This window comes from Propioniciclava sp., assembly GCF_047602245.1.
In the GTDB taxonomy this organism is placed as follows: Bacteria; Actinomycetota; Actinomycetes; order Propionibacteriales; family Propionibacteriaceae; genus Propioniciclava.
On sequence record NZ_JASGHT010000001.1, the window covers coordinates 3,287,349 to 3,308,343 of the forward strand.

Consider the following 20,995-nt stretch of genomic DNA (forward strand, 5'->3'; position numbering starts at 1 on the left):
GTCTGCTGGTCAGGCGGTTGCCCGCAAGCGTGCGGCGGACGCTCGCGCCCGGGCGAGGATGCCTGCGGCGTCCAAGGTCAGGTAGTCGCCGTCGGCGTAGACGTGCCGTCCGCCGATGAAGACGTGCCGCACGTCGCGTCCGGACGCGGCGAACGCGAGATGCGAGACCAGGCGCTCGGCGGTGAACGGTGCCTGCGCTGCCCCCGAGATGTCGAGGGTGATCACGTCGGCGAACCGGCCCACCTCCACGGCGCCCGCATCGGGGAATCCGATCGCGGCCGCGCCTCGGCGGGTGGCGATGTCGAGGACGTCGCTGCCGCGCACGATCGCGGCGTCCTGATGCACACCGCGGTGCAGGATCGTGGCGGTCTTGATCTCCTCGAACAGGTCGAGGGAGTTGTTGCTGGCCACCGAGTCGGTGCCGAGGGCGAGCCGGACGCCGGCGTCCAGGAACGCCGGCAGCGGCGCGATACCGCAGCCGAGCTTGAGGTTCGAGACCGGATTGTGGCTGATCGCGGCACCATGATCGGCGAACGTGGTGATCTCGCCGGCGGTCAGATGGACGCAGTGCGCGGCGAGCACCTCGGCATCGAACAGGCCGAGCGCAGCGAGGTGACGGCCGGGGGTGGCGCCGTAGCGATCGGTGATGTCGGCGACCTCGGCGGCCGACTCGGAGACATGGATCTGGACCGGGATGCCGGTGCGCAGCGCGCGGTCCCGGATGTCACGCAGCAGTTCGGGCGCGCAGGTGTAGGGCGCGTGCGGACCGTAGCCGAGACGGATCCGGGGATCGCCGGCGAACTGTTCGGCGAGCGCCTCGGTCTCGTCCAGCACCTCGGTGCCGGTCGAGAAACTCACCCCCGGAAAGCCGACCACCTCGGCACCGAGGCAGGCGGGCGCGGCGAACACGCGCATGCCGGCGTCGCTGACCAACCGCAGCAGTCCGGCGTCCCAGTGGTACATGTCGGCGAACGCGGTGGTGCCGGTCGCGATCATCTCCAGCATCGCGAGCTCCACGCCGGCGACGACATCGTCGCGGGTCATGCCCTGCTCGACGCCCTGCACGGCCGCGAGCCACGGCATGAAACCCTCGTCGTCGGAGACGCCGCGCATCAGCGTCATCGCCGAATGGGTGTGCCCGTTGACCAGGCCCGGCATCAGCACCTGGCCGGTGAGTTCATGCGTCGGACGCGAGGTGTCGCGGGGCGGGCCCGCGTAGGCGATCCGGCCCTCGTCGTCGATCACGCACTCCGCTGGGGCGATCACCCGGAACGGGGAGCCGTCCTCGCCGGGAACGAGCATCGCGTCGGCTCGCAACACGGCGCCGAGCGTGGCGGTCTGGGTCATCAGGGCGTCCTCTTCTCGCGGCCGTGGGGTGATCCGGACGTTACCAGCCCGGGGTGGTCAGCATGCCGCCATCGACCGCGAGGTCCTGGCCAGTGATGAAGGACGCCGCGGGCGAGGCGAGCAGCACGCAGGCGTTCCCCACGTCCTCGGCTGAGCCGAGGCGTCCGAGCGGCACCTGGGCCAGCCAACTGGCCACCCCCGCCGGCCAGTCCTCGGCCAGTCCGGGCCGGTCGATCAGCCCCGGGGAGACCGTGTTCACCCGGATTCCGTGCGGTCCGTACTCGAGCGCGGCGGCACGGGCGTGCATCACGACCCCCGCTTTGGCCGCGGCGTAATGAGCGTGCCCGGACGCCGGGCGGCTCGCCTCGACGGAGGCGATATGGGTGATCCAGGATCCCCGAGCCATGACCGACGCCGCGGCGCGGCTCAGGTCGAACACCGCGGAAAGGTTCGTGCGGTGCACCGCGTCCCACTCCGCGCGGGTCAGCGCCGCGAGAGGTGTCACCGGTTGGACGCCGGCGTTGTTGACCAGCCCATCCAATCCGCCCAGCGCCCGGACCGCCTGGGCGACCAGATCGTCCGCCGCGCCCGCGGCGTCCAGATCGGCGAACACCGCCGTGGTCATGGCGCCGGCCTTGAGGAACTCCGGCCTGTCCGTCGTCGAGGTGTGGGGGTGTGCGCCCTCGGCGGTCGTCGTGGTGATGCTGCGCAGCTCGTCCACGAGTCCGTTGATGCGATCGTCCTCACGCCGGGCATGGACGGCGACCGCAGCCCCGGCGGCGGCGAAGCGGCGCGCGATCCCGGCGCCGATATGACCACTCGCCCCGGTGATCAGCACCCGCTGCCCGGTCAGATCGGGGAGCCCGCCATCACGCATCCCGCACCTCATTTCCTGCAGGTATCGATTCCGGCCCCACCGTAGCGGTGATACCGAATCGCTGGGAGCCCGGATATCGTGGGGCCATGCCGAAGGTCGCCACGACGCCCGAGACTCGCGCCTTGCGCGAGCTCCTCGAAGCGCGGCGTGACGAGTTCCAAGCACTCCTGGCCAAGTATGCGGCGACCAACCCCCGGTTGTTCGGTTCGGTTGCGCGCGGCACGGCACACGCGGACAGCGACATCGACATCCTCGTCGAGATGGATCCCGCAGACGGCAACCTGCTGATGAGGGCGTCCGGGCTCATGGAAGAGGCTCGGGTCTTGTTCGAACGTGACGACGTCGACGTGTTCCCGGTGCAGTTGCTCAAACGGCCGGTTTCCAGTTCCGCGCTGGAGGAGGCGGTTGAGCTGTGAGTCGGCGCACCACGCCAGCCGATCCAGCCCGCCGGTCACACGTCGGACGCCGTCACGATGGCGAAGGTGTGTGGTCGGCCAGTTGCGAGAGGAACATGCCGAGGCGTGCGAGGCCTTCGGCCAAGTCCTCACGGGAGGCCGCGTACGACAAGCGCACATGGGTGTTGGCGGTCGCCGTGGCGAAGTCGCGTCCTGGGGTGAGGGCGACGTGCGCGGAGTCGAGGGCTCGTTCGCAGAACGTCCAGGCGTCCAGGCCGGTGCGGGAGACGTCGATGTAGACGTAGAACGCGCCGTCGGGTGTGACCGGCACGGGCAGGTCCAGGGTGGCGAGGCCGTCCAGCACCAGGTGGCGGCGGGCCACCAACTCGAGGCGGCGCTGCTCGCAGACGGCCAGCGACTCGGGGGTGAACGCCGCCAGTGCGGCGTGCTGTGCGGGCGTGGAGGCGGACAGGAAGTAGTGCATCGCCAGCTTCTCGACCGCGGCGACGAGTTCCTCGGGGACAACCGCCCAGCCCAGGCGCCAGCCGGTCATCCCGAAATACTTCGAGAAGCTGCCGATCACGATCGCCTCGGGATCGGCAGCGAGCACGGTCGGCGCGGGAGTGCCGTTGTCGTCCGGATCGGCGAGGTCGAGATAGATCTCATCCACGATCCGCCACGCGCCGTGAGTGCGGGCCAGGTCGCAGATCGCCGCCAATTCCGCGAACGGGATGGTGGTTCCGGTCGGGTTGGACGGGCTCGCGATCATCACCGCGTTCGTCCGCTCGCTCCACGCCGCCTCGACACTCGCCACATCGAGTTGGTAGCGCGTGTCCGCCGTGGTGGGAACGCTGACGAGCGTGCCACCGAACGACGTCACCATCTCGCGATTGCAGGGATAGGAGGGGTCGGCGATGATCACCTCGTCACCCGCTTCGGTGGTCGCGGCGGTGGCCAGCAGAAGCGCGGAGGAGGCACCGGTGGTGATCGCGATCCGCGCCGGATCGACCTCGACACCGTGCTTGTCGCGATAGAACCCGGCGATCGCCGCCCGCAACGCCGGAAGCCCGAGCGCAGGTGTGTAGGGGAGCGGTCGTCCATCCATTGCGTCCCGCATCGCCTCGAGCACCGCCGGCGGCGCGCCGAAATCGGGTTCACCGATCGATAGCTTCACCACGCGATGACCGTCCGCCTCCAGCGCGGCCGCGCGCTCACCGAACGCGAGCGCGTGGAACGGCTCGGCATGCTGGGCGCGGTGGGTGAGCTTCATCAGGACTCCTGAACGGTTCTGCGACGAGCGGGATGTCGTCCTCGCGACATTACCGCTGACGGCGTCCGGCACCGATGATGAGCAGCGTCTGGGCGGCAATGGCGGGCAGCAGCAGCGCACTCAGCGCGGCGAGCTTGGCGCGGCAGAGCATGCCGGGCGTGAGACCGGCCGACCCGGCGAGCAACCAGCCGGACCCGGCATGCTCCAGGTCGGTCTGGCGGCTGGCGAGCACCGAGGTCAGGATCGGCGAGGTCATCGCGCCCATCAGCGTGTAGGTCATCAGCAGCCACGTCCACGGCATCGCGGACGGATCGTCGAAGCTCTGCCGGGCGCTCCCGGAGAACAGCATCATGCTCGACAAGGCGGCGACGGCGACGATGAGCACGACCAGGATCGGCACCGAACGCAACCGCCGCATCTTGCGGAACTCCAGACCGACGGCGCGGATCACAGCAGGCCTCCGCGTCCGGTGAGGTCCATGAACACGTCTTCCAGGCTCTGTTGGACGCGGCGCACCTGGTAGATCGGGACGCCGGCGACGGCCATCCGCTGCACCACGGCCGCGGTCTTTTCCTTGTCGAGGCCACTGAGCCGGACGCCTCCTGCGACCGGGGTGGCGTGGCCGGCCTGGGCGAGCGCGGCGGCTGGGTCCGGGGTCTCGATGACGAGGTCCGGAACGGACTGGGCGAAGAGGTCGTCGCGGCTGCCCTGGAAGATCATCCGGCCGCCGGCGAGAATGCCGAGCACCGAGGCCATCTTGTCGATCTCGTCGAGCAGGTGACTGGACACCATCACGGTGATGCCCTCACCCGCGAGCCGGATCAGCAAGCCTCGCACCTCTTCGATGCCGGCCGGGTCGAGACCGTTGGTCGGCTCGTCGAGAATTAGCAGGGAGGGATCGCGGGCGAGCGCCATCGCGATCCCGAGACGCTGCTTCATGCCGAGGGAGTAGTGGCGCACCAGTTTGTGCTGCTGCTCGGTCAACCGCACGGTGGCCAGCGCATGGTCGATCTGCGCGGTCGTCAGGTCGAGCATGTCCTGCACGATGCGCATATTCTCGCGCCCGGTCAGGTGCGCGTACCCGGGCGGCGCCTCGATCATCGAGCCGATCGACGGCAGCAACCTCATCCGCGAGGCGCGGGTCAGCGGTTCGCCGAACAAGGTGATGGAGCCGCTGGTGGGCTGGGTCAGGCCTAGCAGCATCTTCATCGTGGTGGACTTGCCCGACCCGTTCGGGCCGAGGAACCCGTAGACCTGCCCGTGCGGCACCACCAGGTCGAGCGAATCGACGGCGGTGTGGTGGCGGAAGATCTTGGTCAAACCGTGGGTGGTGATGACGGCGCTCATGGGCGTCTGGTGGCGGTGATGGTCATGGGTTCCACCTTGACGAGGACGCCGCCGCGACAGATCGTGCCCGGGTACGGATCTGCACCTCATACCGGGGCATGAGCCGGGATGAGGTGCCGCTGGGTAACGTCGGTGATCATGGAATCGTTGCCCCGCGGACGCCCCGCCGTCGCGCCGCGATTCCTGGACGCCCACCGCTGGGTGCTCGACGCGGCGCTCGCCGTCGTGCTGGGCATCATCGGTGTGGCCAGTTTTCCGGGCGCCTCGTTCGAGACACCCGCGCAGACGGTGTACGTGCTGATCGTGGCCGGCTGTTGCGCCGCGGTCGCCGTGCGACGGCTGTGGCCGGTCGTGTCGTTGTCGGTGCTCGCGATGTTCCTCCTGGTGCACCTGGTGGTGGTTCCGCAGGCCGGGCTCTTCGCCTTGTTGATGTGCCTGCTTGCGGCCTACACCGCGCAGACCCACACCGCGCCTCCGGCCCGCTGGATCTTCACCGCGCTCGTCCTGGCCGGTGCCGTCAGCGGGATGCACGTCGCCTCCGCACCCCGCGTCGACGATTGGCGCGCATGGTCGATCGGCGTCGTCGCCGTGCTGGCCCAACTCGTCGTCGCGGGCCTGATCGGGGTCGTGCGGCGGCAAGCGCGCGCCCGCTATGAAGCGGCGATCGAGCGCGCCGCGGTGTTGGAGGCCCAACAAGAGGTCGAGCGCCGTTTGGCGGCGGCGGACGAACGCGCCACGATCGCCCGGGAGATGCACGACATCCTCGGCCATTCGCTCAACGCCATCGCCATGCAGGCCGAAGGCACCCGGCATGTGCTGCGCGCCGATCCTGACCGCGCCGATGCGGCCTTGGCCGGCATCGGCCGGTTGAGCCGGGGTGCGGTCGACGAAGTGCGTGGCCTGATCGACGTCCTTCGCACCGAGGACGGGGCGGCCCTGCGGCGTCCGGCACCGCTGCTGACCGACCTGCCCGCGTTGATCGGCACGTTCCGCGGCAGCAATGAGCGCATCCGCCTGCAGGCGTCCGGTGACCTGGGCGAGGTGCCGGCGCATGTGGCCCGCGCCGGATACCGGATCGTCCAAGAAGCGCTCACCAACGCCGCCAAGCATGCGCCCGGCGCGCCGGTGACCGTGCGCGTCGCGGTGATGGACGGCGCCGTCGACCTGATGATCGCCAATCCGGCCACGCGTCCTGCCGCGCCGCCCGCGCGTCGCGGGCACGGGCTGGTCGGCATGGGCGAACGAGCACGCTGCCTGGGCGGGACCATCCACGCCGGGCCCGATCCCACCGCCGGTGGCTGGACCGTTGCCGCGACCCTGCCGTGGAGCCGTCCGTGATCACCGTCGCCCTCGCCGACGACGAGCCGCTGTTCACCGCCGGACTCGCCATGATCCTCGACGCCCAACCCGACATGGGCGTGCTCTGGCAGGCCATCGATGGTGCGGACGCCCTCCGCCAGCACCGTCGCGAGGTGCCGGATGTGCTCCTGTGCGACATCCAGATGCCGGGTATGGACGGCCTCGCCGCCACCGAGGCGCTGGTGGCGGGCGGAACCTCGACCCGGATCATCATCCTGACCACCTTCGAAGACGACGACTCCGTGCTCACCGCCATCGAGCGCGGCGCCGCCGGGTTCCTGCTCAAGAACACCCCGCCTGACGAACTTCTCGCCGCGATCCGCACCGTTCACGACGGCAACGCGGTCATCTCGCCCGGACCGACCCGCCGCCTGTTCGCGACCTACCGGACCGTGGCGGGGGTCAACGGGACTCATCAGGTGACGATGTCCGAGGCGAGAAGGGCGGCGACATTGACTCCGCGCGAACGCGAGGTGCTCGCGCTCGTCGCCCACGGTCTCAGCAACCAGGAGATCTGCGACCGTCTCTGGCTCAGCATGCCGACGGTCAAGACCCATATCGGCAACCTGATCGCGAAGACGGGTGCCCGCGACCGAGTCCAGCTCGTCCTGTTTGCTTTGCGGGCGGGTATCGCCGCCCTCGGCTGATCTGGCGGCACGGATCGCTCGACCAGGAGCGAATCCTCGCGATTCTGTGACAGAACCCGGACATTTCTCTGCAACGCTGGGGCGAGGAGGTGCTGCTGATGAGGAGGCTGCCGCGACGGGGACGATGGTTGCGAGGCCCAGGGCTGCGAGGACGGACTGCTCTGGCGATGGTCGCCGCGGTTGTCGCGGCGTGTGGCGCGCTCACGCTCACCACGACGGCGTGGGCGGCTGACCAGCATCGGCAGAACCTGGGGCGGCAACTCGAGGGGTTGGTGATGCGCGATGTCGCCGAACTGCGCAATGCGCTGGCGGTCGATCCATCCGCTCGCACACTGGACGCCTTGGAGGCGGCAGGGTGGCGCGGATACGAAGGCGATGACCGGCTGCCGTCCGAACTGCTCCTGATTCCGCCGGAGTCCGGTGAGGCGAATCACGGGCAGTCGCTCCCGGTGCCGGATCCCGAGCGCGCGCTCGTGGCGCGGCTGGTGAACGACTGGGGTCCGGTCAGCCGCACCCGGCCTGAGTGTCTGCAACGGCCGATGCGGGTGACACTCGGATCGCCCGGGAGCACGGGGTGGTGGACCGAACCTTGCGGCCGGTTCTTGATCTCCTTGGGCGTGTTCCAGCCAGCCGTTGGCCAGGATCAGGAGATCCCCTGGATGGTGGTGCGCACCCTCAACCTTGATGAGCAGGCTGATCCGGTTCCCGCGCTGCAGCGGACGCTGCAGGTGCGGTCGGCGTTCATCGTCGTGGCGTCCGCAATGCTGGCCTTCGCGCTGGCGGGGAGCGTGATCCGCCCCATCAGCAGGGCTGGGCGGATGGCCGAGGCGGTGGCGGCGGGCGGCCTCTCGGCCCGCATTCCGGTGGTCGGCGACGACGATGTGGCGGCGATGTCGCGCGCGGTCAACACGATGGCCGACCGGCTGACCGGCCAGATCGCCGAACTGGAGCGGGTCAACGAAGCTCAGCGGCGGTTCGTCTCCGACGTCGCCCATGAATTACGGACGCCGACCGCAGCCCTGCTGGCGTCGGCCGAAGCGCTGCGTGATCCCGCAACCAGAGACGAGGCCGCGGCCCTGGTGGCTCCCCAGCTTGTCCGGCTTTCCGCGCTGACCGAAGACCTGCTGGAGATCAGCCGAATGGACGCAGGGCGGGCGCCCGTGGTGACGAGTCGCATCGACCTGGTCGACCTGATCGCGGAGGTGATCGGTGACGCCGGTGTGGAGATCGTCTATACCGGACCGTCCGAACTGCCGCTCACCACGGACCCGGTTCGGGCGCGCACCGTCGTCCGGAATCTAGTGGCGAATGCGGTCCAGCACGGCGAACCACCCGTTGTGGTGGGGTTGGTCTGCGACGATGCGAGGGTGACGGTCGAGGTTCACGACGGCGGTGCGGGAGTGCCCGACGCCCTTCGTGGCCGTGTGTTCGACCGGTTCGTGCGCGGTGACGAGTCCCGGCACGGTGCCTCGTCCGGACTCGGTTTGGCCATCGCGGCCGAGAACGCTCGCCTGCTGGACGGCTCGCTCACACTGGAGCCGGACGGATCGACGTTCCGGCTGACGCTGCCCCACCAGCCGGATGCAGAAGCGGATGACCTTCCGGAGGCGTCGTGAGCGCATTGCTGCTGGGTCAGGACGATCCTCTGGAGGCGCTGTGAGCACATTGCTGCTGGTCGAGGACGATGCGGGTGTGGCGGACGCCCTCCGTCTCGCGCTGACTTCGCTGGGGCACCGGGTCGTCTTGGCGGCGACAGGTGAAGCAGGACTGGCTGCGATGGCAGAGCGCCCGTTCGACGTGATGCTGCTGGACGTGATGATGCCCGGCATCGACGGTTTCGAGACGGCACGCCGGGTGCGGGCGTCCTCTTTGCTGCCGATCATCATGCTGACCGCACGGTCGGATCCGGTCGACATCGTCGCCGGCCTGGAGTGTGGTGCCGACGACTACGTCACCAAGCCCGTCGAACCTCGTGTCCTGGACGCCCGGATCAAAGCCGTGCTGCGCCGCGCCGCGCCGATCGAAGGCGAGCCGGTGACGCTGTTCGGCGATCTCGCGATCAATCGAGCCGCGATGGTGGTGGCCCGGGGCGGCGAGCCGGTCGCGCTGACTCCCACCGAACTCCGGCTCCTGCTGGAGTTGGCCGACCATGCCGGGCAGGTGCTCAGCCGGCACCAACTGCTGCAACGAGTCTGGGGCTACGGTTACGCGGCCGATTCTCGTTTGGTGGACGCCGTGGTGCAGCGCCTGCGCGCCAAGATCGAGCCGGAGCCGGGGCGTCCGGCCCTGATTCGTACCGTGCGTGGCATCGGCTACCGCTTGGATCGGCCCCGCCCATGACCGGGTTTCTGACGAAGCGGGTTCCTGACCGTCGCGCATGGCGGACGCGGTGAAGAGAAGTGCCGAAAACGTCACAGTCATCTGCTCTGGGCGCGCTCCCACCCCTGATGAGTGTGACGATTCCGGCGGATGTCCCTCCATTGTCGGATCGGGGTGCTCATCTAGGCATGGTGCGTAGGTAGGCGGCGACCTCGGTGTGGCCGAAGTGGCCGGCCCAGCCGGCGGCGTCCATGCCGTAGGTGGAGTCCACCAAGGTGGGGTCGGCTCCGTGTTCGATCAGCATGGTGACCATGCTCAACTCACCGGCGGACGCCGCGTAGTGCAGGGCGGTAGTGCCGTGGTCGGTGGCGTTGTTCACCGGGAAGCCCTGGTCGATCAGCACGCGCACGGTGCTCCAGTGGTGCAAGGCGGCGACGTCCGCGAGCAGGGATGGATGCCAGCGCGTGACCGAGTTCAGGCTTCCCCTCTGGCGGATGCGGCGTTCGGCATCCCCAGCCCGGCCCGCGTAAGCGGCGCGCACCAGGGGATCACCGTGGGTCACCTGGGCACGGTAGAGGTCGCGCAGCAGGCAGATCTCCGCGCCGTGCGCCATCGTTTCCCGGTTCAGGTGCATCGCCAGCGCGGCCATCGAGTCGTGCGCGAACGGTCCGCCTCGGGGGCCGAGCGGACGCAGCAAGGCCTCGTCATCGAGTGCGGCGATACCGTCGCGCCAGCAGGTGTAGCCGCGTTCGAGCAAGGCCAGACCGCCGTCGGCGGTCAGCGGCAGCGGTTCGGGCCAGTGCCGGTCGTCGTACATGTCGGCGGGGGCGTCCGAACCACCGAAGAAGGCGCGCGCCCGCTTGCCGAGCACGTCGCGTCCGACATGAGCCATCCGCCAGGCGATAGTGGTGACCGGGGCCACCGGAGGTTCGGGGACGACCGCCTCGATCCGCACCACGCCGTCTTCGCCTTCGTGCAGGGTCCAGGCGCCGTCGGCGGGCTCCCACAGATACTCGTGATCGCTGAGCCCGCGCAGCCGGGGCCACAGGTGAGCCTGCCAGTAGAAGTCGAGTTGGCCGAGCAGAAGGTCGCGCCAGGTGGTCGTCATCTCCTCATTCTGGCCGCAATCCGGCGGCCAACCGGTCGATCGCATCGAGAAGGTCGGTGATCCCAGGTTCCTCGATCGGGAAATGTCCGCATTCGCGCAACAGCACCACGGTGCTGGGCGCGGCGATCCGGCGCAGGAAACGCATGCTGAGCTCCACCGGAGTCCAGGCGTCGTGGGTGGGGTGGACGAGCAACAGCGGCGTCCGGGTTCGGGCCGCAACGGTGTGCCGATAGCGCAGATAGGAGGCGAGGAACCCCAGCGGCACCAGCGCGCCCCCTCCGCGAGGGTCGGACGCGCACAGGCGCGCCATCCGCGGATCACGGCTGATCCGGGTGAGGTCCGCGACCCGGCGCACCGGAATCATCACCTCGCCGAGGCGTCCCCGAACCAGGACGGACAGCGGCAGGGCCAGCAAACCGAGCGACCCGAAACGGGTCAGCTGGGTCGCAACCCGCCGGTCTCGCGGGTCGAGCAGGCAGGTCGCGGCCACGGCGTCCACGGCCGCCGAACGGTGGGCGGCCTGGTAGGCGAGCAGGCCACCCATGCTTGCTCCGAAGAGAATCACGGGACGCCCATCGTCCTCGGTGGCGACGAAATCGGCGAGCAGATCCACCCAGTCGCCATAGCGGACGGCGCCCGGCTCGGGGCAGGTCGTCGCCCCATACAGCGGCAGGTCGAGGGCGGCCACCTCCAGGCCTCGCGAGGCCAGCAATGCGGCCAGCGGCCACAGCGCAGCGCTGTGCCCGGCCACACCGTGCACGGCGACCACCCGCACCGGCGCCTGCGGCCGCGGCGCCCGCGCGACATGAACCCGGTAGCCCCGCCATGACCACCAGGTGGAGACCGGCTCCGCCCCCGCCGCCCGGCGATGAGGCGGTGGCACCAGCGCGGCATAGTCGAGCGACGTCGGGGACGTGGGAGATTGCGGCGCATCGCTCCCGGTGCTGGCTGCCATCTCGTCAGCGTAGGCGCCAGGAACACCCGGTGAGACCGCAACAACGCGCGCCAGGCCGGATTCGGAGACAGTGCCACGGGGCGATCGGTGTCCCGGCGAAGGTCCGTCACCGGGTCGCTGGTCCGTGATCTCGTATAGTCACAGGCCTTGCGAGAAAGGCCGTGATGATCGAAATCCTGAACCCGTCCCAGCTGGCGCGCGCGAAAGAGGCAGGCGCGCTGGTCGGCGAGATCCTGCACACGATGAAGCAGCGCGCCGTGGTCGGCACGAACCTGCTCGACATCGACGCCTGGACCAAGGAGATGATCCTCGGCGCGGGCGCCGAATCCTGCTACGTCGACTATGCGCCCTCCTTCGGGCGGGGACCGTTCGGCCACTACATCTGCACCGGCGTCAACGACGCGGTACTGCACGCCCGCCCGCGCGACTACGCGCTGGCCGACGGCGACCTGCTCACCCTCGACCTGGCCGTGTTGGTGCGCGGTGTCGCGGCGGACGCGGCGATCAGCTTCATCGTGGGCGAGTCGCGCCCGGCCGAGAGCGTGGCCATGATCGAAGCGACCGAGCAAGCCCTGGCCGCCGCGATCGCGGCGGCGCGCCCCGGCGTCCGGGTCGGCGACCTCTCGCACGTGATCGGCGCCTCCCTCGGCGCGGCCGGCTACCCGGTGAACACCGAGTTTGGCGGGCACGGCATCGGCTCGACCATGCACCAGGACCCGCACATCCCCAACAACGGACGCCCCGGGCGCGGCTACAAACTGCGGCCGGGCCTGCTGCTCGCCCTGGAGCCGTGGGTGATGCAGGACACCGCCGAGTTGACGGTGGACGCCGATGGCTGGACGCTGCGCAGCGTCACCGGGTGCCGCACCGCGCACAGCGAGCACACCATCGCGATCACCCCCGACGGCGCCGAGATCCTGACCCTGCCGCCGAGTTTCTAATTCGAGAAAGAGAATCATCTCACGAGCTCAAGTCTGTTCGGGATTTGGTTCCGGCAGTAGGGCCGTCCGCACTACCACCTCGATATCGAGATCCATTCCCAGGCAATCTCGAAATAGATTCCCCGCCCAGGCAGCATGACCGTGAAGTGCCTATGATCGAAGAAAATCGATCAATCGAAAGGCAGCACGATGGGAGCGGGGCACGACCACCATCACGGGCCATCCCCGGATGAACTCGGCCGGCCCGGGGACCATCGCCGCACGCTGTGGATCGCCTTCGGCATCACCGCGAGCATCGTGGTGGCCCAGCTCGTCGGCTCGGTGATCACCGGCAGCCTGGCGCTGCTCACCGACACCGCGCACGCGCTGGTGGACGCCTCCGGCCTGCTGATGGCGCTGATCGCCGCCACGCTGATGCTGCGTCCGGCCGATTCGAAGCGGACCTGGGGGTTCCGGCGCGTCGAGGTGATCGCCGCCCTCGCGCAGGCGACCGTCCTGCTCGGCGTCGGCACCTACGCCGCGATCGAGGGCGTCCGGCGGCTGTTCGCCCCACCCGAGGTGCCGGCGGGCGAACTGCTCGCCTTCGGCGTCTTCGGCCTGATCGCCAACGTCGCCTCCATCGGGGTGCTGGCCTCCAGCCGGGGCGCGAACCTGAACATGCGCGCGGCCTTCCTGGAAGTGCTCAACGATGCGCTCGGCTCGCTCGGCGTGATCGTGGCCGCCGTCGTGATCGCCACCACCGGTTATCAACAGGCCGACGCCCTCGCGGGCCTGTTCATCGCCGCCCTGATCGCCCCGCGGGCGTTCGGGCTGGCGCGCGAGGCGATCGGCGTCCTGATGGAGTTCACCCCGAAGGATCTCGACCTGGACGCCGTCCGCACCCACATCCTCGCCATCGACCATGTCCGTGAGGTGCACGACCTGCATGCCTCCACGGTGGCCACCGGCCTGCCCACACTCACCGGCCACGTGGTGGTGGACGACGGCTGCTTCGCCGACGGCCACGCCGCCGAGATCCTGCACACGATCAAGGAGTGCGTCGCCGAGCATTTCCCGGTGTCGGTCCAGCATTCGACGTTCCAGATCGAGACCGCGCACATCAGCGAGCACGAGCCGCGCGGGCTCAAGCACCCCTGAGCCCGAGGCCAGGGTTCAGCAGGCGTCCGTACCGGCACTGCGACCACCGCTGCCGCCGCCCGGACGCCGCCACACCCTGGCACCTCACCGACCCGAGGGCCGCGGCAGGTAAGCTGACCCCTCGTGGCAGCCATTGACATCCGAGCCGAGATCGCCGACCTCGACCGTTCCCTCTCGAGCATCGAGTCCGTCGTCGACCCCGAGCGCAAGCGCGCCGAGATCGCCGACCTCTCCGAGAAGGTGGCCGCCCCCGACCTGTGGGATGACCCTGACAACGCGCAGAAGGTCACCTCCCGGTTGTCCCAGCTCAACTCCGAACTCGACCGCGTGGGCAGCCTGCGTTCACGGCTGGACGACCTCGGCGTCCTCGTCGAACTGGCCGAAGAAGAGGCCGACGCCGGCACGCTCGAAGAAGCCCACCGTGAACTGACCTCGCTGCGCACCGAGATCGACGCCCTTGAGGTGCGCACCTTGCTGTCGGGTGAGTACGACGAGCGCGACGCGGTCGTGACGGTCCGCTCCGAGGCGGGCGGTGTGGACGCCGCCGATTTCGCCGAGATGCTGCTGCGGATGTACCTGCGCTGGTCGGAGCGGCACGGCTACTCGGCCGAGGTCTACGACATCAGCTACGCCGAGGAGGCGGGCATCAAGTCGGCCACCTTCCAGGTGAAGGCGCCGTTCGCCTACGGCACCCTGTCGGTCGAGCAGGGCACGCACCGCCTGGTCCGGATCAGCCCCTTCGACAACCAGGGACGCCGCCAGACGTCGTTCGCCGGCGTCGAGGTGCTGCCGGTGACCGCGGAGGCCGACCACATCGACATTCCCGAGGCCGAAATCCGCGTCGACGTGTTCCGCAGCTCAGGCCCCGGCGGCCAGAGCGTCAACACGACCGACTCGGCCGTCCGTCTCACCCACCTTCCCACCGGCATCGTGGTCAGCTGCCAGAACGAGAAGAGCCAGCTGCAGAACAAGGTGGCGGCGATGAAGGTGCTCCAGTCGCGCCTGCTCGAGAAGGCGCGCCGCGACCGCGAGGCCGAGCTGAACGCGCTCAAGGGCGACGGCGGCAACTCGTGGGGTTCGCAGATGCGCAGCTACGTGCTGCACCCCTACCAGATGGTCAAGGATCTGCGCACCGAGCACGAGGTCGGCAACCCCGACGCGGTCTTCGACGGCGACATCGATGGCTTCATCGATGCGGGCATCCGCTGGCGCAAGCGTTCCGAGATCGACGCGCAGGCCTGACCAGGGAGCTTTGGTGATCTCTTTCGACCACGTCGACAAGACCTATCCGGGTCAGCGCACGCCTGCGCTGTCCCAGGTGACCGCCGAGATCGGCGACGGCGAGTTCGCGTTCCTGGTCGGCCCGTCCGGCTCCGGCAAGTCGACCTTCCTGCGGCTCGTGCTGCGTGAGATGCGCCCGAGCGCGGGGTCGGTCACGGTGAACGGACGCGATGTCGGCCGCCTGCGCTCGTGGGGCATCCCCAAACTGCGCCGCGAGATCGGCACCGTCTTCCAGGACTTCCGGCTGCTGCCCGGCAAGACGGTTTCTGAGAACGTCGCGTTCGCGCTGCAGGTGATCGGACGCCCCACGCGCGAGATCCGTGAGATCGTGCCCGCCACCCTTGAGCGGGTGGGGCTGCTCGACAAGGCCGATCGGCTGCCCGATGAGCTGTCCGGCGGCGAGCAGCAGCGTGCCGCGCTGGCGCGCGCGGTGGTGAATCGTCCCTCGATCCTGCTGGCCGACGAGCCCACCGGCAACCTCGATCCCGCGACCAGCGTGGGCATCATGAAGCTGCTCGACCAGATCAACAAGGACGGCACCACGATCGTGATGGCCACGCACGACTCGACCATCGTCGACCAGATGCGCCGCCGGGTGATCCAGCTCAGCGAGGGCCGCCTCGTCCGCGACCAGGCCCAGGGTGTCTACGGCTACCAGTGAGCCGGGCACGACAGGAGTAGAACGAACATGCGCCATGCACTGACCGAAGTCGCGTCCGGTCTCCGCCGCAACGCCAGTATGAACCTGGCGATCCTGGTCACCATGTGGGTGTCGCTGACCCTGTTCGGCCTGGGCGCGCTGGTCGCGCAGCAGGTGGATCTGATCAAGGGACGCTGGTACGACCGCATCGAGATCACCGTGTTCCTGTGCACCCCTGCGACCCAGGGTGAGCACTGCACGCCGGGCGTCGGCACGACCGACGAGCAGCGGACGGCGATCCAAGGGGCGCTTCAGGCCAACCCCGAGGTGCAGGAGGTCTTCTACCAGGGCAAGGACGAGGTCTTCGAGGAGTTCAAGCAGGCGTACGCCGATTCGCCCATTATCGCCTCCATGAAGGCTGAGGATATGCAGGATCTTTTCAGGGTCAAGCTGGTGAATCCTGAGCAATACCAGCGCGTCACCGCCGAGATCGGCACGCAGCCGGGGGTTCAGAATGTTCAGGATCTCCGGCAGTTCTTGGATCCGCTTTTCGAATGGCTGAACTGGGGGCGCTGGTTGGCCGTGGGCACCTCCGGGGTCCTGCTCCTGGCGGCCGCGCTGCAGATCGGCAACACCATCAGGGTGGCCGCCTTCACCCGCCGCCGGGAGATCGAGATCATGCGGTTGGTCGGTGCCTCCCAGACCTACATCATGGCGCCCTTCCTGCTTGAGGCGCTGCTCGTCGCGCTCGGTGGCGCCCTGCTCGCGTCCGGCTCGCTGGCGGCGATCTACCGCTTCGTCATCGTCGAAAAGGCTAAACCTGCCCTTCAGGGATTCGCCTGGGTCGACTGGCCTCATGTCGGGACCACGGCCTTCTGGGTTGTGGTGGTCAGCGTCCTGCTCTCTATGATCCCGACGTTGGTGGCGACCCGGCGGTTCCTCAAGGTATGAGCCGCGTCTTGGTAGTCGTGCGTGCGATCGTTGGGAGACGACGTGATTGATCAGCCCTCTGGAAGCCAGAAGGCGCGCGGGCGCGTGCGCGTCCGCGTGGCGGGTGCCTGCGTGGTCGCGGGCGTCTCGCTGTCCCTGATGATCCCGGCCGCCTCGGCCGACACGCTGTCGGATCTGCGCCGTCAGGTCGCGAGCGCCCAGCAGTCCCAGAAGAATGCGCGCGACGGCCTCAATGAATCGCACCAGAAGGTGGGCGTCGCCACCCAGCAGCTGCTCGATTCGCAGGCCGAACTCGACAATGCGCAGGCCGCGCTGGCGGAATTGACCACGCAATTGGCCGACGCCCGTGCCGAAGACCGTCGTATTGCCGCGTCTTTGGATCAAGCGCGTGCCGATCTGGAGGTCGCCAAGCAGCGTGTCACCGAGGCCGAGGCCGAAGTGGACGCCCAGGTCGCCATGATCGGAGCCGCGGCCCGCACCGCCTTCCAGCAGCAGAGCGATCTGGAAGGGCTCAGCATCGTATTCGGCGCGGAGACCCCGGCCGAACTCAGCCAGCGGCTGCAGTGGAGCACCACCATCTTCGACACCCAAGCCGCCGAGAAGGCGCGCCTGGACGCCGTCCTCGCCGAGATGGAAGAGGCCCGCCGGGTGCAGGCCGAGCTCGAGGCCCGGATCGCGGAGGAGAAGGCGTCCGCGGAGCGCATGGTCGCCCAGGTCGCCGGCCTCGAAGCGTTGGCGCGCGACCAGCGCAACGCGGTGGCATCGTTGGTGGCGGCCAACCAGAAGGCGCGGATCGCCGCGCAGGCGGAACTGGACGCCGACGAGGCGGCCTATCGCAGCCTGCAGTCGGAGGAAGACCGGCTCCAGGCCGAGATCAAGGGCGAGGTCGCCCGCATCGAGGCGGACAACGCTCGACGCCAGGCCGCCGAGGCGCAGGCGAAGCGCGCGGCGGCGTCCCGGGGCATGCGTGCGCCGTCCGGCGGCAACGACGCGGCCGAGGTTCCCGCGGCGCGCCAGGGCGGTGCGACATCCTCCTACGGCTTCATCCGCCCGGTCAACGCCCGCTACGGCTCGGCGTTCGGCCAGCGGTTCCACCCGATCCTCAAGGTGTGGCGTTCGCACAACGGCGTCGATATGGGCGCGCCGACCGGGACGCCGATCTACGCCGCCCGCGATGGCGTCGTGCTCAAGGCCGGCCCGAACGGTGGATTCGGCAACTTCGTGCTGATCGGTCACGGCAATGTGATCAACGGCCGCTACACGACCACCGGCTATGCGCACCAGTCGCGCGTCGTCGTGTCGGCCGGGCAGCAGGTCAAGCAGGGCCAACTCATCGGATACGTGGGCAACACCGGCCTGTCGACGACACCACATCTGCACTTCGAGGTCCGGCTCGACGGCGCCCCGGTCAACCCGGTGCTGTACGTGCCCTGACCGGCGGCGACGTGCCGACGCTGACCGCTCGGCGCCGACGGCGAGTATGATGTCGCTCCCACGCTGAGAAGGAGCACAAGGTCATGCCACGACCGCAGGGGCGTGTCCTCGTCGCCCAGAACAAGAAAGCCCGTCACGACTATCACATCGGTGACCGCTACGAGGCAGGCATCGTCCTGCTCGGCACCGAGGTCAAGTCATTGCGCGCCGGGCGCGCGTCGCTGACCGACGGTTTCGCCACCGTCGACGACGGTGAGGTGTGGCTGCGCGGGGTCAACATTCCCGAGTACAAGTTCGGCACCCACCACCACGGGCCGACCCGCAACCGTAAACTGCTGCTGCACGGCCGCGAGATCGCCAAGCTGGAGCGCGAGGTGTCGAACTCGGGCCGCACGCTGGTGCCGCTGTCGATCTACTTCTCCGACGGCTACGCGAAGGTCGAACTCGCCGTCGCGACCGGCAAGAAGGACTGGGACAAGCGCCAGACCATCGCCGAACGGGATGCCAATCGCGAGGCCCAGCGCGCCATGGCGGTGCGCAACCGGAAGGCGCGCCGGTAACGCACTGCGGCGGGAGCCTTGGGCCCCCGCCGCTTTGATGCCGGTCGTGGTGTCGCTCAGGCGACGCCGACGAGGTCGCAGACGAACACGAGCGTCTCGTTGGGCTTGATCACGCCCCCGGCGCCGCGCGCGCCGTAGCCGAGGTGCGGCGGGATGGTGATGGTGCGGCGTCCGCCCACCTTCATGCCGGCGATGCCGGTGTCCCAGCCCTGGATGACCTGACCGGCGCCCAGGTGGAAGACCAGCGGTTCGCCGCGGTCGAAGCTGCTGTCGAACTCGGCACCGTTCGACCAGGCCACGCCCACATAGTGCACGGCCACCCGCTTACCGGGGACGGCCTCGGGGCCGGTGCCGACCTCGATGTCATCCAGGACGAGGGTGGCGGGCGGATCTTCGGCGGGAATCTCGACGATTGGTTTCTCCATGAGCCCCACCCTAACGGGCGCCTCGGGCGCACTCCGGGGATCACCCGATGGGCGTGCCGGGAAACCGGAGCACCATGGTGGCATGCCTGCCGAACATCCGTCACTGTCCCTGCGTGTGAGCGATGCCGAGCGCGGCCGTGCCGAAGCTCTGTTGTCGGACGCCTACGCCGCCGGCCGCCTCGACGAAGTCGAGCTGGATCGGCGCCTGGGCCTGGTGATGAGGGCGCAAACCCGGCGCGAACTGAACGCCGTGGTGGTCGATCTTCCCCGGACGCCGGCACCGGCGGCCGCGTTCATGGCGCCGGCGCCCGCACGGAATCCGCAGGCGACCGGCGTCGGCGGGTTCGCCCACCTCTCGGGGTTGGTGAGTTGGATCCTGGGCCCACTGGTTCTCTATGCGCTGGCCACGCCGGGGACGCCTGCGCGGCGTGAGGCGGCCAAGGCGTTCAACTTCCAGTTCACCGCCGGCATCGCCTGCATCCTGACCGGCGCTCTGACGGGCCCGTTCCTGCCGGGCGGTCTCGTCGGCTTGATCATGACGATCGGCTTTGTTGGCTGGCTGGTGCTCAGCATCACCGGGGGAGCGCGGGCCCTGTCGGGGCAGCCGTGGACCAACCCTGTGATGAGGGTCATCCCCTGGAAGGTGATCGACGAATCCGGGCGCTGACGGGAATGCGCCGGCGTCCGCGGGTGTTGAGACCATGCCTGGCGGGTCGGCTGGCGGTGGACCCTTGCACGTTGGGCGCTCAGTCTCGGCGTGGTGTACGCTGAAGTGCTCGCGGGGCTTCGGCTCCGCGGGTAACAACTCAACAGGGGGTGACTGGTTTCGACTTGGGACGGTAGTTCCAGGAGAAGCGGGCCGAGGATCCAGGACATCTCGTAAACGAGCCTGGAAAAACAATAACTGCCGAAAACAATCGCGCAGACTTCGCTCTCGCTGCCTGATCAGCGATCGAAGGGTCAGCCCGGATGTAGCCTTCCGTCCGGTGTCTGGCCTCATTTAGGAGGCTTGCTGTCTATCTGACGCCTTGGCGGATGGACGGGACTTTACTAGGGCTGGGCCTGTCCACGACGTGCCGATGACGAGCGTGGGGGCCGAGTAGAACGACACCATCGGCTGCGCCCGGAGAATGCCTGGTTCGCCTCTTGAGGACGCGGGTTCGACTCCCGCCACCTCCACTGTGATGTGCTCAGAACCTCGTGCAGCGACCCGCTGTGCGAGGTTCTGGCGTTTCATGGTGTCCTTCGTCCGTGCTCGGTCGTAAGCGACGCCTAGGGCTCGTTCGGTACCACCCGGATGCTTGGTTCGGGTTCGGTGGGATCTTTCGCGAGAATCAGCCACTCGGCGGCGCCGAAGGCCCTTGCAGCCAGCGTCGAGTGGTTGATTTTTGCGAGCTTGGTGCCGACGCCGCAGGTCCGCGAGGGCGGGATCGACGAACGAGCCCCCGCAGCCCGCCGCCTTCGCCCCATCCCAGTGTTCCGCGCGCACGAGTTGCACGCTTGCCGACGAGATTTCGTGCGCGACCGTGCAACCCGTGCGCAAGAGCGCGAGGGCCCCAAACCTGTCGGCCGACTCGCGCACGAGTTTGTCGTTACCGAAGGTGGCGGTGACTTTGCGCCCCTATCGTTGCGTTCGGGTGCCCACATGGACGTGGTGCCCTCGGCGGTCAACTGCCGACAGCCTCAACGGAGGGGGAGGTCTCGAGATGAGGCCGATGAAGAAAAGTCGTTACCGCGCGTTGCTGGCTCTGCTTGGCACCGCAGCGCTGATGGTGACCTCGGCGACGACTGCCATGGCAACGGGAGGCGAGGCGTCCCACCTTGATCCCGGCGGCGTCGTGACGGCAAAGGCTGCAGCCGCGCCGATGATGGACACGGCGGCCGCGAGTGACTCGCTGGATGTCCTCCTCTCGGTGGATGTGGAGACCGTGGTCGCGGGCCGGACGATCTTCGCCAACTGGAACATCGACGGTGGTGTCAATCCGACGGTGACGCAAGCCCG

21 protein-coding genes and 1 other RNA gene are annotated in these 20,995 nt (G+C 68.8%); 14 read left to right on the forward strand and 8 right to left on the reverse strand.

The window, feature by feature from the left end; translation table 11 throughout:
* Window positions 1–9: 9 nt before the first annotated feature.
* Together QM708_RS15540 and QM708_RS15545 are read right to left on the reverse strand one after the other, a co-directional pair.
* Entirely contained in the window at window positions 10–1,347 is a 1,338-nt protein-coding gene (locus QM708_RS15540; RefSeq protein WP_415110593.1) for an amidohydrolase family protein, read from the reverse strand.
* Between the two features lie 40 nt (window positions 1,348–1,387).
* Complete coding sequence (locus QM708_RS15545; RefSeq protein WP_415110596.1) at window positions 1,388–2,224, reverse strand: SDR family NAD(P)-dependent oxidoreductase; 837 nt, start codon at window positions 2,222–2,224, stop codon at window positions 1,388–1,390.
* Between the two features lie 86 nt (window positions 2,225–2,310).
* Between QM708_RS15545 and QM708_RS15550 the strand changes: the two genes are divergently transcribed.
* Window positions 2,311–2,640: a nucleotidyltransferase family protein gene (locus QM708_RS15550; protein ID WP_415110599.1), complete on the forward strand. Its 330-nt coding sequence runs from the start codon at window positions 2,311–2,313 to the stop codon at window positions 2,638–2,640.
* Window positions 2,641–2,692: 52 nt separating this feature from the next.
* Here the strand turns inward: QM708_RS15550 and QM708_RS15555 are convergent, their stop codons facing one another.
* The 3 genes from QM708_RS15555 to QM708_RS15565 are packed head-to-tail and all read right to left on the reverse strand — an operon-like array spanning window position 2,693 to window position 5,236.
* The gene (locus QM708_RS15555; RefSeq protein WP_415110602.1) at window positions 2,693–3,889 is read right to left on the reverse strand and encodes an aminotransferase class I/II-fold pyridoxal phosphate-dependent enzyme; all 1,197 of its coding nucleotides are present in this window, start codon (window positions 3,887–3,889) and stop codon (window positions 2,693–2,695) included.
* Between the two features lie 49 nt (window positions 3,890–3,938).
* Window positions 3,939–4,340: a hypothetical protein gene (locus QM708_RS15560; protein ID WP_415110604.1), complete on the reverse strand. Its 402-nt coding sequence runs from the start codon at window positions 4,338–4,340 to the stop codon at window positions 3,939–3,941.
* A complete protein-coding gene (locus QM708_RS15565) occupies window positions 4,337–5,236 on the reverse strand; it encodes an ABC transporter ATP-binding protein (RefSeq protein WP_415110607.1) in 900 nt (299 codons plus the stop codon). Before QM708_RS15565 ends, QM708_RS15560 begins: the two co-directional genes overlap by 4 nt.
* Window positions 5,237–5,374: 138 nt before the next feature.
* Between QM708_RS15565 and QM708_RS15570 the strand changes: the two genes are divergently transcribed.
* The 4 genes from QM708_RS15570 (at window position 5,375) to QM708_RS15585 (ending at window position 9,582) form a co-directional block, all read left to right on the forward strand.
* Window positions 5,375–6,574 carry a sensor histidine kinase gene (locus tag QM708_RS15570; protein ID WP_415110610.1) on the forward strand — a complete coding sequence of 400 codons (1,200 nt, stop codon included), beginning with the start codon at window positions 5,375–5,377 and terminating at the stop codon, window positions 6,572–6,574.
* Window positions 6,571–7,242 carry a response regulator gene (locus tag QM708_RS15575; RefSeq protein ID WP_415110613.1) on the forward strand — a complete coding sequence of 224 codons (672 nt, stop codon included), beginning with the start codon at window positions 6,571–6,573 and terminating at the stop codon, window positions 7,240–7,242. Before QM708_RS15570 ends, QM708_RS15575 begins: the two co-directional genes overlap by 4 nt.
* A gap of 167 nt (window positions 7,243–7,409) precedes the next feature.
* Entirely contained in the window at window positions 7,410–8,858 is a 1,449-nt protein-coding gene (locus QM708_RS15580; protein ID WP_415110616.1) for an ATP-binding protein, read from the forward strand.
* 40 nt (window positions 8,859–8,898) lie between these two features.
* The gene (locus QM708_RS15585; protein ID WP_415110619.1) at window positions 8,899–9,582 is read left to right on the forward strand and encodes a response regulator; all 684 of its coding nucleotides are present in this window, start codon (window positions 8,899–8,901) and stop codon (window positions 9,580–9,582) included.
* A gap of 157 nt (window positions 9,583–9,739) precedes the next feature.
* Here the strand turns inward: QM708_RS15585 and QM708_RS15590 are convergent, their stop codons facing one another.
* Together QM708_RS15590 and QM708_RS15595 are read right to left on the reverse strand one after the other, a co-directional pair.
* A complete protein-coding gene (locus QM708_RS15590) occupies window positions 9,740–10,669 on the reverse strand; it encodes an ankyrin repeat domain-containing protein (RefSeq protein WP_415110622.1) in 930 nt (309 codons plus the stop codon).
* 4 nt (window positions 10,670–10,673) lie between these two features.
* Entirely contained in the window at window positions 10,674–11,624 is a 951-nt protein-coding gene (locus QM708_RS15595) for an alpha/beta hydrolase (RefSeq protein ID WP_415110625.1), read from the reverse strand.
* A gap of 164 nt (window positions 11,625–11,788) precedes the next feature.
* Here QM708_RS15595 and map point away from each other — a divergent pair, with 164 nt between their 5' ends.
* From map to smpB, 7 genes are all read left to right on the forward strand, one after another.
* Window positions 11,789–12,565 carry a type I methionyl aminopeptidase gene (map, locus tag QM708_RS15600; RefSeq protein WP_415110627.1) on the forward strand — a complete coding sequence of 259 codons (777 nt, stop codon included), beginning with the start codon at window positions 11,789–11,791 and terminating at the stop codon, window positions 12,563–12,565.
* Window positions 12,566–12,754: 189 nt separating this feature from the next.
* On the forward strand, window positions 12,755–13,702 hold the full coding sequence (locus QM708_RS15605; RefSeq protein WP_415110630.1) for a cation diffusion facilitator family transporter: 948 nt from the start codon (window positions 12,755–12,757) through the stop codon (window positions 13,700–13,702).
* A 123-nt stretch (window positions 13,703–13,825) separates the two neighbouring features.
* Entirely contained in the window at window positions 13,826–14,944 is a 1,119-nt protein-coding gene (gene prfB / locus QM708_RS15610; RefSeq protein ID WP_415110633.1) for a peptide chain release factor 2, read from the forward strand.
* A gap of 13 nt (window positions 14,945–14,957) precedes the next feature.
* Window positions 14,958–15,644 carry a cell division ATP-binding protein FtsE gene (gene ftsE, locus QM708_RS15615; RefSeq protein WP_415110636.1) on the forward strand — a complete coding sequence of 229 codons (687 nt, stop codon included), beginning with the start codon at window positions 14,958–14,960 and terminating at the stop codon, window positions 15,642–15,644.
* Window positions 15,645–15,671: 27 nt separating this feature from the next.
* Window positions 15,672–16,574, forward strand: coding sequence for a permease-like cell division protein FtsX (ftsX, locus tag QM708_RS15620; protein ID WP_415110639.1), 903 nt, complete (start codon window positions 15,672–15,674; stop codon window positions 16,572–16,574).
* Window positions 16,575–16,616: 42 nt separating this feature from the next.
* Entirely contained in the window at window positions 16,617–18,008 is a 1,392-nt protein-coding gene (locus tag QM708_RS15625) for a peptidoglycan DD-metalloendopeptidase family protein (RefSeq protein WP_415110642.1), read from the forward strand.
* 83 nt (window positions 18,009–18,091) lie between these two features.
* Window positions 18,092–18,568 carry an SsrA-binding protein SmpB gene (gene smpB / locus QM708_RS15630; protein ID WP_415110645.1) on the forward strand — a complete coding sequence of 159 codons (477 nt, stop codon included), beginning with the start codon at window positions 18,092–18,094 and terminating at the stop codon, window positions 18,566–18,568.
* Window positions 18,569–18,624: 56 nt separating this feature from the next.
* Here smpB and QM708_RS15635 read toward each other — a convergent pair whose 3' ends face one another.
* The gene (locus QM708_RS15635) at window positions 18,625–18,993 is read right to left on the reverse strand and encodes an FKBP-type peptidyl-prolyl cis-trans isomerase (RefSeq protein ID WP_415110648.1); all 369 of its coding nucleotides are present in this window, start codon (window positions 18,991–18,993) and stop codon (window positions 18,625–18,627) included.
* A gap of 82 nt (window positions 18,994–19,075) precedes the next feature.
* Here QM708_RS15635 and QM708_RS15640 point away from each other — a divergent pair, with 82 nt between their 5' ends.
* Both QM708_RS15640 and ssrA read left to right on the forward strand, forming a co-directional pair.
* The gene (locus QM708_RS15640; protein ID WP_415110651.1) at window positions 19,076–19,660 is read left to right on the forward strand and encodes a DUF1707 and DUF4870 domain-containing protein; all 585 of its coding nucleotides are present in this window, start codon (window positions 19,076–19,078) and stop codon (window positions 19,658–19,660) included.
* Window positions 19,661–19,805: 145 nt separating this feature from the next.
* Window positions 19,806–20,175, forward strand: a transfer-messenger RNA (tmRNA) gene (gene ssrA, locus QM708_RS15645).
* Window positions 20,176–20,995 lie beyond the last annotated feature (820 nt).